This window comes from Sphingopyxis sp. MC1 (assembly GCF_000371385.1).
GTDB classification, from domain to species: Bacteria; Pseudomonadota; Alphaproteobacteria; order Sphingomonadales; family Sphingomonadaceae; genus Sphingopyxis; species Sphingopyxis terrae.
Genome location: NZ_AOUN01000001.1, coordinates 1 through 13,667, shown reverse-complemented (window position 1 = coordinate 13,667; position 13,667 = coordinate 1). Strand labels below are relative to the sequence as shown.

Below are 13,667 nucleotides of genomic sequence, written 5' to 3'. Positions count from 1 at the left end.
AGAGGGACGGTGACCGATACCGTGCCGGGCGGTGGCCACGATCACGATTTCCTGGGCGCGTCGCACGACGCCAATGCTCGGCGCACGCTGTGGGTGGTGCTGTTGACCGCGGTGATGATGGTCGGCGAGATCGTCGCCGGTTATCTTACCGGGTCGATGGCGTTGCTCGCCGACGGCTTTCACATGGCGACGCATGCGGGGGCGTTGGGGCTGGCGGCGATCGCCTATCGCTATGCGCGGACGCACCGGCACGACCCGCGCTTCAGCTTCGGTACGGGCAAGGTCGGCGATCTGACGGGCTTTGCCTCGGCGCTGATCCTCGGCATCTTCGCGCTGGGCATCGCGGTCGAATCGACAATGCGGCTGATCGATCCGGTGGCGGTCGATTTTTCGGCCGCCGCGCTCGTCGCGGTGATCGGGCTGGTCGTCAATATCGTCAGCGCGCTGCTTCTGATGGGCGGGCATCACCATCATAACGATCATCATCATGGCCATGACGACCATGCGCACGGCCATCATGCGCATCATGGCGCAGACAATAATCTGAAGTCGGCCTATTTCCATGTGCTCGCCGATGCGCTGACGTCGGTGCTGGCGATCGCGGCACTGCTGGCGGGGCGCTATCTGGGGCTGGGGTGGATGGACCCGATGATGGGGATCGTCGGGGCGCTGGTGATCGCGCGCTGGTCGTGGTCGCTGATGCGCGACACCGCCGAGGTGCTGCTCGATACGACCGATGCGACGATTGCGGCCACGCTGCGCAGCCGGATCGACACGGCGGCGGGCGTCCGGCTGACCGACCTGCACGTCTGGCGCGTCGGCCCCGATGCCTGCGCGGCGATCGTCGAGGTCGAAGGGGCGATGAGCGCGGCGGACCTGCGCGCGCGGCTCGCCGATATCCGCCAGCTTGCCCATCTGACCGTGGCCGTGCGCTGACAGGGGTGCGGCAGGGTTAATGCGGCGGCAATTCGGCGCTTGCCATCGCCGGGTTTTGGCGGATGATCCGGAGTAGCTGAAGCGGGGGACGGGCGATGTCGGCACCTTTCAATTTCGGGCAACTCAAATTTCTGAAAGCGCTGACCGAAGCGCTGTTCCACGGCGCGCCGATGGTCATCTCCGCCGATCAGGTGGTGGCGAACATCACCGAATTGTTCGCGAAGGTCGGCGGCACCAAACTTGACGAAATTCGCCTGTCGCTGACCGCAACCGAACTGGTGCTCGGCCCGCTGTTCGCGGCGGTCGATGTCGAGACGCGCGCCCACCGCATCCGCAACCGGCTGCAGAACAGTCAGATCGACCTGTTTCAGGACATGGCCCGGCTGCGCGGTATCGTTTACGCCTGCTATTACGGGCATTGGCAGCCGGGGGTCGAGGCAGGCGACCAGCAGGCGAACGCCGCCAATCCGGTGCACCAGCAGATCGGTTTCACGCTGCCCAAATTCCGCGTGCGCGGCCCCGCAGACATGGCGATCACTCGCGTCGAGGGGCGCGAGATCGATCCCGCGCATATATTGGATGCGGATACGCTGGGCGACGAATATGACGTCGTCGTCGTCGGATCGGGCGCGGGCGGCGCGGTCGCCGCGCACAATGTCGCCGCGCGCGGCTACAGGGTGCTGATCGTGGAGGCGGGGCCCTTCTATCCCTCGCCGCGCATCACGCACCACGAACTCGACATGGTGGCGCAGCTTTACAAGCATGGCGCGCTGCAAACCTCGACCAATCGCGACTTCATCGTCTTTCAGGGGCGCTGCGTCGGCGGATCGTCGACGATCAACAACGGCATCTGCCTGCGCGTCAACGAGGCGGGACGGACGCACCCCGATGCGGTCGATGTGCTGGCCCGATGGGCGAGCATCGGCGCGCCGATCGACGCCGACGCCTTTCACGCGAGCTACGACGCGATCCGCGACCGGCTGCATATCGGGACGATCGAGGCGCGCGCCGGGCGGCATAACGGTCCCCATCTTATCAACGGCTGGCACGCCTATGCTGCGGGATCGTCGGACCCGAAGGAACAGCGCGCGGTCGCCGACTGGTTCGCGAAGAATTTTGGGCCGCCGCACACGCCCGCGGCGTGCGCCTATTGCGGCTATTGCAATTCGGGCTGCGCCTATGGCCGGCGGCTTGGCATGGCGCAGACGTACCTGCCCGACGCGTGCCGCGACCATGGCGCGCGCATCCTGCCGGGAACCAAAGCCGACCGGATCGTCTGGCAGACGAGCATCGACGGGCGGCGCGAGGCCGAGGGGGTGAAGCTGATCCTGCCCGACGGCAGCCGCCGCACGGTGCGCGCGCGGGTCGGCGTCGTCGTCGCGGCGGGCACCATCGCCTCGTCAAAGCTGCTCGACCGCAGCGACATCGACGGCACCGGGCATAACGTGTCGCTCAACATCGCCTCGCCTGTCGTCGCGCTGATGCCCCAAGGCGTCGGCGGCAATGCCTGGGACGAGGACCAGATGTCGAGCTACGTCGATTGCGGCGACTTCCTGCTCGAAAGCCATTTCCAGTCGCCCATGGCGATGGCGTCGCTGATGCCCGGCTGGTTTACCGATCATAGCGAGCGGATGCGCAATTATGGCCGCGTCCATTCGGCGGGCATCCTGTTTCCCGCCGATCGCCGCGGGCGGGTCAAGGACGGCAAGCTGAAATTCGAACTCGACCGCGATACCGACCTGCCGCTGCTGCGCCGCGCGATGGCGACGCTGACCAAGGTGCATTTCGCGGCGGGCGCGATCGAATGCTATCCGGCGCTGACCAAGGGGCAGCGGCTGACCCCCGACATGGACATCGACAGCTTCTTCGAAACGGCGATCCGCGAATCGGACGATGTGACGCTGTCGAGCAGCCACCCGCACGGCGGCAATGCGATCAACGTCGATCCCGACGCAGGCGTGGTCGATCCCGATTGCCGCGTCCACGGCACGACCAATGTCATCGTCACCGACGCCAGCGTCTTTCCGACCTGCATCCGCGTCAACGCACAGTGGACGACGATGGCGATGGCGCATTACGCGACCGCGCGGCACGATCCGTTCGGTTAAGCTCTCCTCGCAATGACGGCGGCTTTTGTTTATGGCGCGCGCCGATGACCTTCACTGTTGCCGCTCTCTATCGTTTCGCGCCGTTCGACGACCCCGCTGCGCTGCGCGCGCCCTTGCTTGATCTCTGCGCGGCCCAGGGGGTGAAGGGCACCTTGCTGCTCGCGCGGGAGGGGGTGAACGGGACGATCGCGGGGAGCGCGGAGGGCATCGCCGCGGTCGTCGCCCATATCCGTGCGCTGCCCGGCTGTGCCGAGCTCGACGTCAAATATTCGTCCGCCGCAGCCATGCCTTTTCAGCGGCTGAAGGTGCGGCTGAAAAAGGAAATCGTGACGATGAAGGTGCCGGGGGTCGACCCGGCGCGCGAGGTCGGTGCCTATGTCGCGCCGGCCGACTGGAATGCGGTGATCGACGATCCCGACACGATCGTCATCGACACGCGCAACGATTTCGAGGTCGGCTATGGCAGTTTCGCGGGCGCGGTGAACCCGCAGACGAAAAGCTTCGGCGATTTTCCCGGCTGGTGGCGCGACCATGCCGCCGATTTCGCCGGGAAGCGCGTCGCGATGTTCTGCACCGGCGGCATTCGCTGCGAAAAATCGACCGCCTTCCTGAAAAGCGAAGGCGTCGCCGATGTCGTTCACCTGAAAGGCGGCATCCTCGCCTATCTGGAGCAGATACCGGAGGCCGACAGCCGCTGGCAGGGCAGCTGTTTCGTCTTCGACGAACGCGTCAGCGTCGGCCACGGACTGGTCGAGGTCGGCGACAAGGACTGACGGCCCGGCCGCCGAAGCCTCCCGCGCGGGCCGGAATCAGTCGGCGTCGAGGCCGTAGGCGGTGTGGAGCACGCGGACCGCGAGTTCGGTTTCATCCTCGTCGATCAGCACGCTGACCTTGATCTCGCTGGTCGAGATCGCCTGGATGTTGATGCCGCGATCGGCGAGCGCGCGGAACATCGTGCTGGCGACGCCCGCGTGGCTCTTCATGCCGACGCCGACGACGCTGATCTTTGCGACCTTGTCGTCCGACAGGATGCGGTTGAAGCCGATCTTGTCCTTCGCGGCCTCGAGCAGGTCGATCGACCGCAAGAGATCGGCGGCGGGAACGGTGAAGGTCACGTCGGTTTCGCCCTTGTCGCGGCCGACATTCTGGATGATCATGTCGACGTTGATCCCCGCGGCGGCGAGCGGGCCGAAGATGTTGGCGACGCCGCCCGGACGGTCGGGGACGCGCGTCACAATGATCTTCGCTTCATTCTTGTCGTGGGCGATGCCGGTGATCAGCTGCCGTTCCATCTGATGTTCCTCTATTTCCTCGTCGCTGACGATCATCGTGCCTCTTTTGGGTGCCTCGTCGCCCTCGACGAAGCTGGAAAGCACCTGTACGCGCACACCCATTTTCATCGCGAGGCCGACCGAGCGCGTCTGGAGCACCTTGGCGCCGACGCTCGCGAGTTCGAGCATTTCTTCGTAGGTGACATAGTCGAGCTTGCGCGCGCGCGCGACGATGCGCGGGTCGGTGGTGTAGACGCCGTCGACATCGGTGTAGATGTCACAGCGATCGGCTTCCACCGCCGCGGCGACCGCGACGGCGCTGGTGTCCGACCCGCCGCGCCCCAGAGTCGAGATGCGGCCATCGTCCATCATCCCCTGAAAGCCCGGGATCACCGCGACTTCGCCGCGGCCCATCGCCGCGAGCAGCGCGCCCGTTTCGATGTCGAGGATGCGGGCGCGGGCATGCGCCTCTTCGGTGCGGATAGGGAGCTGCCAGCCGAGCCAGCTGCGCGCGGGAACGCCCATCGCCTGCAGCGTGAGCGCGAGCAGACCCGACGTGATCTGTTCGCCCGCCGCGACCACGACATCATATTCCGCCGGGTCGTAACGCGGGTTCGCCTCGCGGCAGAAATTGACGAGCCGGTCGGTCTCGCCCGCCATCGCCGAGACGACGACGGCCACCTCGTTGCCCTGCGCCACTTCGCGCGCGACCAGTTTCGCGACGGTGCGAATCCGCTCGGTGCCCGCCATCGACGTGCCCCCGAATTTCATCACGATCCGTGCCATCTCGTCCCGCCTTTTCGCAAACTGGTTTCGGCCGCAACTTCCAAGGATTTCCGCGGCGACCGCGCTGTTAGGGAAGGGGGAGCGCGATGGCAAGGCCGACAGATTATACCATCAGGATATTTTTTCTTGTCTGTTCGCAACAGGAGCGCGGGTATCCGCCGAACGATTATTCTATCCCGATAAGTCTTGTGCCGCGCCGGGCGGGGTGCCAAATCGCGCTCTATGAGCGCTACGACAATCAATCCGCACGAAGCCGCCCATTTCGGCGCGCTCGCCGCCGACTGGTGGGATCCGCACGGCTCGTCCGCCATGCTGCACAAGCTCAACCCGGTGCGCCTGTCCTATATTCGCGACCGGATCGACGCGCATTGGCTGACCGACAGCCGCGATCTGAAGCCGCTCGCCGGCAAGCGCGCGCTCGACGTCGGGTGCGGCGCGGGCCTGCTTGCAGAACCGCTTGCGCGGATGGGGGCGGCGGTGACGGGGGTCGATGCCGCACCCGAAAATATCGCCGCGGCGCGCGCGCATGCGGCCGGGCAGGGGCTGGGAATCGACTATCATGCGGGCGAACTGGCGGCGCTGCCGCCCGCGACCTTCGACCTCGTCACCTCGATGGAGGTGGTCGAGCATGTGGCCGATCCGGCGGCCTTCATCGCCGAACTTGCCGCGCGCCTGGCGCCCGGCGGACTGATGATCCTGTCGACGCCCAATCGCACCGCCCTGTCGAAGCTGCTGCTCGTCGAGGCGGCCGAGCGGATCGGCGCCGTACCGCGCGGCACGCACGACTGGGACCAGTTTCTGAAGCCCGAAGAATTGACCGCGCTCCTAGCGGCGGCGGGGCTTGAAGTCGTCGACCGCACCGGCCTCGCGCCATCGGCAGCGCGCGGGTTCAAGCTCGGCGGCAGCGAAGCGCTGAACTATCTGCTCGCGGCACAGCGCGGCGGCTGATCGGCGCGACGTCGTTCGGCCTTACGCATAGCCAACCCATCCGCGCTAGGTGAAGGCGGCATAAAATTGCTCGACGCCGGTGAAGCCCGCGGCGCGGAGCACATCTTCATCCTGTTGCGGGGTCAGCATCGCGACGTGCGAGGCGACCGCAGCGCGCGCCTTTGCCACCTGATCTGGATCGCCGCCCGAGGCGATGGCGAAAGCGGCATAGCGATCGAGCCAGCGGTCGCGTTCACCCGCGCCTTGGGGGAAGCTGCCATGCGCGGCAACGAAAGGCGCACCGGGGCGGAGGCGGCGGCGAATTTCGGCGACCGTCCGGATGCGCTCCTCGATCGCGAGAAAATGGAGCGTGAGGAGACAGGTCGCGCCGTCGAAGGGGCCGGGCGGTGCATCGTCGATAAGCCCTTCGATCAGCTCGGCGCGGTGTGCGTCGGCGCCGAGCACCTGCGCCGCGAGATCGAGCATCGGGCCGGCGGGATCGACGCCGGTGAAGCGCCAGCCGGGATGGGCGTCGGCCATCGCCTTCATCTCGCTGCCGCCCCCGGCGCCAAGGACAAGGATATGGGCGTCGACGGGGACGCGTTCGGCGAGCAGCAGGCCGGTCATCCGGTGGAGGCCGTCGAGCCCCGGTACGAAGCGGCGTGGGCCTTCGCTGTACCGGGCGACCGCCGCCGGGTCGCGAAAGCTGTCGAGGAAGTGGCGTGCGCCTTCAGCCATGAAAATGCTCCTGTCGGGTCAGGCCGCGCGCGATCATGCGCGCGTGAAAATCGGCGGCAAGCTGGGCCAGCGTCACATCGGCGAAGCGGGCAAGCAGCAAGGCTTCGGCGTCGCGAAAGGCGGTGTCGAGCGCGGCGTTGACCGCCTGCTCGACCAGGCAGCCCGGCGCCTCGGTCCGGTTGCCCATCGCCATCAGATTGGGCTGTCCGATCGCATCATAGATATTGCGCAGCGTAATGGCCGCGAGATTGCGGGCGATCGTCCAGCCGCCGCCATGCCCCTTTTCGGAATGGACGAAACCGGCCCTGCGCAGCCCGCCGAGCAGGCGGCGGACGACGACGGGGTTGGTCTGCATCGCGCGTGCGAGCTCGTCCGATGTCAACGGGGCCTCCGCCTCCGCCATGTGAAGCAGGACGTGGAGCACGCCCGAGAGTCGGCTGTCGCGTTTCATGTAACTTTAAATAGTTCGTGATCGGGTCGCGTCAAGGCCTAGGACGCATTCCATGCAGATTCGTCCCGCCACCCCCGCCGATGCGCCCGCGATCTGGGAGATCCTGGAACCCGTTATCCGTGCCGGCGAAACCTATACGCTCGACCGCGACATGGGGGCGGCGGCTGCGCTCGCCTATTGGATGGGCGAGGGCAAGCGCAGCTTCGTCGCCGAGGCGGACGGGACGATCCTCGGCACCTATTATCTGCGGGCGAACCAGGCGGGAGGCGGCGCGCATGTCGCCAATTGCGGCTATATGACCGCCGCCGCGGCGACCGGGCGCGGGGTGGCGCGGGCGATGTGCCACCATTCGATCGCCGAGGCGGCGGCGGCGGGATTTCGCGCGATGCAGTTCAATTTCGTCGTCAGCACCAATGTCCGCGCGGTCGCGCTATGGCAGTCATTGGGCTTTGCGATCGTCGGGCGCCTACCGCTGGCGTTCGAGCATCCGTGTGAAGGGCCGGTCGATGCGCTGGTGATGTACCGCGCGCTTGATCGCGGCGCCGGCGCCTGATAGGCACCGCTGCGATGACCAACGACCGATCCCTTCGATTCAAGGCGTATTGGCGCTCCTTTACCTAAGGAGCGGCATGGCATCATTCATCATGACCATGGCCGCCGTGTCGGAAGGCGAATGGTCATTATCATGAAACCGCACCCCTCTGTCACGGCGCGCCTTTTAGAAGAGACGCTTGCGATGACAGAGACTTTGATCCGCCTCACCACCCCGCGATGCCGCATCGACCGGCTGGTCGCCGATGATGCCGCCGATCTGTGGGCGATCACCGATGCGTCGGTGACGTCGCAGGTCCATTTCCTGCCCGAACCCTTCACCAAGGACGAAGCCGCCGCGCTGATCGCGCGGTCGCGCGGCGACGATGTCTTCCACGCCGTGCGCGACGCCGCGGGGCTCGCCGGGGTCATCGGCGTCCACCGCCGCGGCGCGGGCGAATATGAGGTCGGGTACTGGTTTGCGGCGCGCGCGCGCGGGCAAGGGCTGGCGCGCGAGGCGGTCGGCGCGACGGTGCGCGAGATAGCGGCGGCGCGGCGCGGCGCGACGGTCGTCGCCGAATGCCGGCCAGGCAATGCGCGGTCCGAAGCTTTGCTGCGCGCGGTCGGTTTCGTATCGACGGGCACTGCGGGACGGCGCCCCGGGCGCGCGCTGTTCGTGTGGCGCGCGGCGCCGGGCGAGCGGATCGATGTGTGCTGAGGGTGCTGAGGGCCGGCTCGATCAGGACCCGAACGCGGCAAGGCGGCGGCGGTCGACCCAGCCGGTAGCGCAGGTCGCCCCGCGCGCGGGCACACAACTGTTGCGGCGGCTGGCATAGGCGACCCACGCCCAGCCGCCCTGTTCGCCGCACACGAGGACGCGCGTTCCAGCGCGCAGCCGGTCGGTTTTGCGCGCGGCGAGGCTGGGCGAGCGATAGACGGCGACGCGGGCGCTCTGCGCGCTGCCCGTGACGACCGCGGGCGGACAGGCGGCGGGCGCGGTGGCGCCCTGCATCGCGAGTGCGAGTGTCGCAAAGATCGTCAACATCGGCGCATTCCTTTGGCTGGCTCCGTCGCCAGCCTATCGCACATCAGCCTATCTCTTCGGTTAACGCCTTGGCAATTGCGGCGACCGAGGTCGGGGCATAGGCAAAGCCCATATGCGCGCATTCGACCTCGATCTGCCGGTCGCTTTCGTGTGGCAGGCCGCGCGCGCTGTTCACCGCGACGACGCCGTCATGCTTGGACCATAAGGCAAAGGTCGGCATTTCGGGGCGCGGCGCCGGGTGGAAGTCGATGGGGGGATTGTCGACCGGGTGGCGCGCGATCAGATGATAGAGCCGCCAGGCGCGGTTGGCGCGGCGGCTGCCCGAAAAGGGCGAGCCGAGCGTGACGACGCGCGCGACCTTGCGTGGGTGACGCTTGGCATATTCGCGCGCATAGATGCCGCCGAGGCTCCAGCCGACGAGCGCGGGAGGCTGTCCGGTGCGCGCGATGATCCATTCGACGCGCGCATCGATGCGGTCGATTATGTCGGCGGTTGCGCCGCGGTTGAAGCCGAGGCCCCAGGCATAGCAGCGAAAGCCCGCGCGGCGCAGGTCGGCGCGCAGCGCCTTCGTCGACCAGTCGCCCGACAGAAATCCCGGCAGCACCATCACCGGCGGGTGGGCGCTGTCGGGATTGGGTTCGGGCGGCATCGGCCGGACGCGCCCGCCGAGCGCGCGCAGCAGCGACCCCGCCTCGCGCCAGAGCAGCGCCAGCCGCGGCGGGGCGTCGGGATCAGGCACACGCGCCGGCCACAGGGCACGCCGGGAGAGATAGCTGCGGATCATCGTCGGCGCGACGGTCAGGCCTTCGGGACCAGCTTCAGCAGCTTGCCGTTCTTGCCGTCGGTCAGCAGCCAGACGCTGCCGTCGTCGCGCACCTCGACCTCGCGGATACGGGCGCCGAAGTCCCAGCGATCGGACTTGTGCAGCGTGTCACCGTCGATCGCCATGCGGATCAGCCCCTCGCCCGACAGCGCGCCCATCAACAGGCTGTTCTTCCAGCCGGGGTAGGCGTCGCCGCCGTACCAGACGAGCCCGGCGGGCGACACCGAGGGGTTCCACCACAGCTTCGGCGCGGCAAATTCGGGGCGGGTCGGATGGTCGGGAATGTCGCGGCCGTCATAATGATCGCCGTTCGACACGATCGGATAGCCGTAATTGGCCTTTGCTGCGACCAGATTGACCTCGTCGCCGCCCTTTGGCCCCATTTCCTGGTTCCAGAGCCGGCCCGTCCCGTCGAACGCGAGGCCCAGGATGTTGCGATGGCCGAGCGACCAGATTTGCGCGGTCACGCCGCCCTCAGCGGCAAAGGGGTTGTCGGCGGGGACGCTGCCGTCGGGGTTCAGGCGCAGGATCTTGCCGAGATTGGCCTTCATGTCCTGCGCCGGATCGAACTTCTGCCGTTCGCCCGAACCGATGAACAAATATCGGCCGTCGGGCGAGAAGGCGAGGCGGTGCGAATAATGGCCGCGGCCGGGCACTTTGGGATCCTGTTTCCAGATCACCTCGAGCCCATCGAGGCGCGGCGCGGCGCCCTGAACCAGCTTCGCCCGGCCGACGACGGCACCGGCGGTGTCGCCTGGGCCGGCTTCGGCCCAGCTCAGGTAAATGGTACCGCTCTGCGCGAAATCGGGGGCGAGGATCACATCGCCGAGGCCGCCCTGTCCGGCGTAGAGAACCGGGGGAACCCCTGCAACGTCTCGCGCGGCGCCGCCTTCTTCCCAGAGTTTGAGTTTGCCCGATTTTTCGGTGACGAGCGCGAGGCGCGTTCCGGGCAGGAAGGTCATCGCCCAAGGCTCGTTGAAGGCCGCCGCTTCCTGCACCGTGAAGGGCGCATCGGCGAGCGCGGTCGCGGGCTGCGCACCCGACGTGTCGAGCGCGGCGCTGTCGGTGGCCGCGTTGCTGGGGGTTCCGGTCGAACAGGCGGCGACGGCCAGTGCGGCCGATAGCGCAAGGGCGGGGATTTTCTGCATGAAAAGGCTCGCTTTGCTGGGGAGGTGGGCGGCCAGTCTGGCGCGCCCGCCCGGAAAAGTCGAGAGGATGTGCGGCGCGTTAGCGGTTCGCGGCTTCGCGGCGCGCGGTGATTTCCTCGACGCTGTCCATGATCGCATCCATCGCCTCGCTCGCCGGAACCGCGTCCGAGCGGCGCTGCGAGAATTGGCCTCGATCCATGATCTCTTCGAGCGCGGAGCGCGCGCGCGACACGCGACTTTTCATCGTGCCGAGTGCGCAGTCGCAAATCTGCGCCGCTTCCTCATACGACATGCCGCCCGCGCCGACGAGGATCAGCGCCTCGCGCTGGTCCTGCGGTAATTCCATCAGCGCGCGCTGGAGATCGGCCATCTCGCCCGAATCTTCCTGCGACGCGGGGGTCGACAGCGTGCGCTCGACGGTTGTTTCGTCATATTCGCCGTGAAATTTGTTGCGGCGCATCTGCGAAAGGAAGGTGTTGCGCAGGATGACGAAGGTCCACGCCTTGATCGAGGTGCCGCGTTCGAAGCGCGCACGCGACGCCCACGCCTTGACCATCGTGTCCTGCGTCAGATCGTCGGCCAGATCGGGATTGCCCGACAGGCTGCGCCCATAAGCGCGCAGATGCGGGATGACGCCAGCGAGAAGCGCCTTGAATTCGCCGTCCGACAGGCTGTCATTTTCCTGCGAACGCGGCGCAGCAGCAGGGCGGGTCATCAGAGTTTAGGGCTTTTCTGATCGAGTTGGGCCAAAAGATCGAGCATCTGGTCGGGAAGCTTTTCGGCGACGACGCTGCCATAGATCATGCGCAGCTTCGCACTCACCGGCTCGGGCGACTGCCGACCGGTCAGTGTGCGATGCCACTGGTCGCTGTCCGTCCCCGGAAAGCTGCCATTCGTGCGGCGCACGACTTCGGCTTCCTCCGCCGGGTGGGGCGGCTTGCCGTTGATCCTGTTGTCACCATGCGTAGCCATGCCGAAGCAACGAGGAAGATCGCCGCTGGTTCCCGGCAATTTCGATTTTGCGACGAATGCGTTGCCAAGGGGCAACACGCGCCCTAAGCAGGCAGGGCAGGCCCGCAGGGGTTTGCGGATGGGGTCACAACGCTCCTTGAATGGGGAAGCCGGGAGTCACGTGACTTGCGATCGATTATCTATGTCAGCGTTGCGGACCCGCTGATAACGCCCGACGACATTGCCGATATTCTGGGTACGGCACGCCGCAACAATGCTCGCGATGCGCTGACCGGCGCCCTGATCTTCAACGGGCATAATTTCATGCAATTGCTGGAAGGCCCGGGCGACAAGGTCGAGGCGTGCCTCGCCGCGATCCGCGACGACCGCCGTCACAGCGGTATGGTCGAGGTGCGGCGTCGTGACATCGACCACCGCGAATTCGGCGACTGGTCGATGCTCTACGAACCCAATTTCGACGGGCATGAGGACAGTCTGAGGCGGCTGGCCGCCAACGGCCGGCTCGACCCCGTCGACGAACAGATGATGGCCAATTTCATCGCGCTTGGACGTCGCCGGCCGGCGGCCGCGGTTCCCGCCTGAGCCATTGCGGGGTGAAGGATCGCCGCTTTCCATCGACGTTTCAACACGCTAAGCCCGGTGCCATACGCATCGAGAGATTGCCCAGATAAAGGCCCGATTATCAGCGACGACACGCCCCGACCGCTCGACGACGCCAGCTTCAAGCAGGAGCTGGCGGCGATGTTGCCGCATCTGCGCGCCTTCGGCCGCAGCCTGACCGGCAACGCCGACCTGGCCGACGATCTGGTGCAGGAGACGATGCTGAAGGCATGGAAGGCGCGCGCGAGCTATATTCCGGGGCCGTCGAGCATGGAGAGTTGGGCCTTCGTCATCCTGCGCAACTGTTTCCTGTCGCAGATGCGGCGCAAGAAATTTACCGCCGATTATGATGAGCTCGCCGCCGAACGCCTGCTCGTCGCGCCCGACGATCAGGACGACAGCCTGCACCTGTCGGACGTGCAGCGCGCGCTGATGATGCTGCCCGTCGACCAGCGCGAGGCGCTGATCCTTATCGGCGCAGGGCAATTATCCTATGAGGAAGGCGCCGACATCTGCGGCGTCGCGGTCGGCACGATGAAAAGCCGCGTCTCGCGCGCCCGGGCCGCCTTGCAGGCGATCCTCGACGGTGGCGACATGCCGCTGCGCAGCGACGACCCGCTGCCGCCGAGCGAAGCCTTCGCGACGATCATGGGCAGCGTCGACCAACTGACAGGCGGGGGACCATCGCCGGATTGACGGCGCCGGTGGCGGTTGCGGGGTTGGAAGCGGACTCGCAGTTTAAATCGCTACTGGCCGCATCTCATCTTCAAGCACATCCCAGCGACCGGCTGCGAAAACCGTCATAGCAAGCTGGCTATCGTCGCCGTCATGGAAGCCCGTGAGGGTCACGCCCAAGTTTCGTAAAACAATAAATCCGAGGGTCTCACGAGCGTCACCGTCAGCCGCCACTATGGCACGCCAAACACTACTATCTTCAAACAATGGTTGTCCTTGGAACAATACGCAGGCGGGCGGAACAAAGGCAATTTCAACCGCACGGTCTTGTTGCATCACGACGCGGATGTGATGCGCTTCATAATCGAAGGTCTCTTCCCCCGGCAAACCAGAACGCTTCGTTCTAGGGCTTTCGCCCAAGAGGTGGTCTATCTCTTTGCGGCTCAAGCCGAGAAGCTGGGGGCTAAGCCCGTTCGCATCAAGTGCGAAATTGCCTATCATCATCTGTCCCCCCCCCCCCACGTTTCGAACCTTCGCACCAACTATGAATGTCTGCAATCGGTCGATTCCGGTCATTCAATCCAAATCGGCGGCGAACGGCGACTTTGGGGTGTATTCTGTTGAAGAAGTCGCCCGGACGCTGTGCTGAGAGTGGA

At 66.3% G+C, this 13,667-nt stretch carries 17 protein-coding genes; 8 read left to right on the top strand and 9 right to left on the bottom strand.

Annotation, left to right across the window (positions count from 1 at the left end; translation table 11 throughout):
* Positions 1 to 9 precede the first annotated feature (9 nt).
* The 3 genes from dmeF (at position 10) to trhO (ending at position 3,817) form a co-directional block, all read left to right on the top strand.
* Positions 10 to 936 (top strand): CDF family Co(II)/Ni(II) efflux transporter DmeF, encoded by a 927-nt coding sequence (gene dmeF / locus EBMC1_RS00085; protein ID WP_003038663.1) that lies wholly within the window; start codon positions 10 to 12, stop codon positions 934 to 936.
* 95 nt (positions 937 to 1,031) lie between these two features.
* Positions 1,032 to 3,044, top strand: coding sequence for a GMC family oxidoreductase N-terminal domain-containing protein (locus EBMC1_RS00080; RefSeq protein WP_003038661.1), 2,013 nt, complete (start codon positions 1,032 to 1,034; stop codon positions 3,042 to 3,044).
* 44 nt (positions 3,045 to 3,088) lie between these two features.
* Positions 3,089 to 3,817, top strand: a complete 729-nt coding sequence (gene trhO / locus EBMC1_RS00075; protein ID WP_003038660.1) for an oxygen-dependent tRNA uridine(34) hydroxylase TrhO — start codon at positions 3,089 to 3,091, stop codon at positions 3,815 to 3,817.
* Between the two features lie 36 nt (positions 3,818 to 3,853).
* Here the strand turns inward: trhO and EBMC1_RS00070 are convergent, their stop codons facing one another.
* Positions 3,854 to 5,101, bottom strand: a complete 1,248-nt coding sequence (locus EBMC1_RS00070) for an aspartate kinase (protein ID WP_003038658.1) — start codon at positions 5,099 to 5,101, stop codon at positions 3,854 to 3,856.
* A gap of 222 nt (positions 5,102 to 5,323) precedes the next feature.
* On the opposite strand from EBMC1_RS00070, the gene ubiG reads away from it, so the two are divergent.
* Positions 5,324 to 6,049 (top strand): bifunctional 2-polyprenyl-6-hydroxyphenol methylase/3-demethylubiquinol 3-O-methyltransferase UbiG, encoded by a 726-nt coding sequence (ubiG, locus tag EBMC1_RS00065; RefSeq protein ID WP_003038656.1) that lies wholly within the window; start codon positions 5,324 to 5,326, stop codon positions 6,047 to 6,049.
* A gap of 45 nt (positions 6,050 to 6,094) precedes the next feature.
* On the opposite strand, the gene EBMC1_RS00060 is transcribed toward ubiG, so the two are convergent.
* The gene (locus tag EBMC1_RS00060) at positions 6,095 to 6,766 is read right to left on the bottom strand and encodes a class I SAM-dependent methyltransferase (protein WP_003038654.1); all 672 of its coding nucleotides are present in this window, start codon (positions 6,764 to 6,766) and stop codon (positions 6,095 to 6,097) included.
* The gene (locus EBMC1_RS00055; protein WP_003038651.1) at positions 6,759 to 7,217 is read right to left on the bottom strand and encodes an RrF2 family transcriptional regulator; all 459 of its coding nucleotides are present in this window, start codon (positions 7,215 to 7,217) and stop codon (positions 6,759 to 6,761) included. The genes EBMC1_RS00060 and EBMC1_RS00055 overlap by 8 nt, the downstream gene beginning before the upstream one ends.
* A 52-nt stretch (positions 7,218 to 7,269) precedes the next feature.
* Between EBMC1_RS00055 and EBMC1_RS00050 the strand changes: the two genes are divergently transcribed.
* Complete coding sequence (locus EBMC1_RS00050; RefSeq protein ID WP_003038649.1) at positions 7,270 to 7,770, top strand: GNAT family N-acetyltransferase; 501 nt, start codon at positions 7,270 to 7,272, stop codon at positions 7,768 to 7,770.
* Between the two features lie 183 nt (positions 7,771 to 7,953).
* On the top strand, positions 7,954 to 8,466 hold the full coding sequence (locus EBMC1_RS00045) for a GNAT family N-acetyltransferase (RefSeq protein ID WP_040589005.1): 513 nt from the start codon (positions 7,954 to 7,956) through the stop codon (positions 8,464 to 8,466).
* A 21-nt stretch (positions 8,467 to 8,487) separates the two neighbouring features.
* Here the strand turns inward: EBMC1_RS00045 and EBMC1_RS00040 are convergent, their stop codons facing one another.
* The 5 genes from EBMC1_RS00040 to EBMC1_RS00020 form a co-directional block, all read right to left on the bottom strand.
* On the bottom strand, positions 8,488 to 8,793 hold the full coding sequence (locus tag EBMC1_RS00040) for a hypothetical protein (protein ID WP_003038643.1): 306 nt from the start codon (positions 8,791 to 8,793) through the stop codon (positions 8,488 to 8,490).
* A 43-nt stretch (positions 8,794 to 8,836) separates the two neighbouring features.
* Positions 8,837 to 9,577 (bottom strand): esterase/lipase family protein, encoded by a 741-nt coding sequence (locus tag EBMC1_RS00035; protein ID WP_003038641.1) that lies wholly within the window; start codon positions 9,575 to 9,577, stop codon positions 8,837 to 8,839.
* Positions 9,578 to 9,591: 14 nt separating this feature from the next.
* Positions 9,592 to 10,764, bottom strand: coding sequence for a PQQ-dependent sugar dehydrogenase (locus EBMC1_RS00030; RefSeq protein ID WP_003038638.1), 1,173 nt, complete (start codon positions 10,762 to 10,764; stop codon positions 9,592 to 9,594).
* A 79-nt stretch (positions 10,765 to 10,843) separates the two neighbouring features.
* A complete protein-coding gene (locus tag EBMC1_RS00025) occupies positions 10,844 to 11,479 on the bottom strand; it encodes a sigma-70 family RNA polymerase sigma factor (protein ID WP_003038636.1) in 636 nt (211 codons plus the stop codon).
* Positions 11,479 to 11,736, bottom strand: a complete 258-nt coding sequence (locus tag EBMC1_RS00020; protein ID WP_058812440.1) for a NepR family anti-sigma factor — start codon at positions 11,734 to 11,736, stop codon at positions 11,479 to 11,481. Before EBMC1_RS00020 ends, EBMC1_RS00025 begins: the two co-directional genes overlap by 1 nt.
* Before the next feature lie 165 nt (positions 11,737 to 11,901).
* On the opposite strand from EBMC1_RS00020, the gene EBMC1_RS17650 reads away from it, so the two are divergent.
* Entirely contained in the window at positions 11,902 to 12,318 is a 417-nt protein-coding gene (locus EBMC1_RS17650; protein ID WP_003038631.1) for a BLUF domain-containing protein, read from the top strand.
* A 57-nt stretch (positions 12,319 to 12,375) separates the two neighbouring features.
* Positions 12,376 to 13,032: a sigma-70 family RNA polymerase sigma factor gene (locus EBMC1_RS00010; protein ID WP_081611105.1), complete on the top strand. Its 657-nt coding sequence runs from the start codon at positions 12,376 to 12,378 to the stop codon at positions 13,030 to 13,032.
* Positions 13,033 to 13,074: 42 nt separating this feature from the next.
* Here the strand turns inward: EBMC1_RS00010 and EBMC1_RS00005 are convergent, their stop codons facing one another.
* Complete coding sequence (locus EBMC1_RS00005) at positions 13,075 to 13,515, bottom strand: hypothetical protein (RefSeq protein ID WP_003038624.1); 441 nt, start codon at positions 13,513 to 13,515, stop codon at positions 13,075 to 13,077.
* Between the last annotated feature and the right edge of the window lie 152 nt (positions 13,516 to 13,667).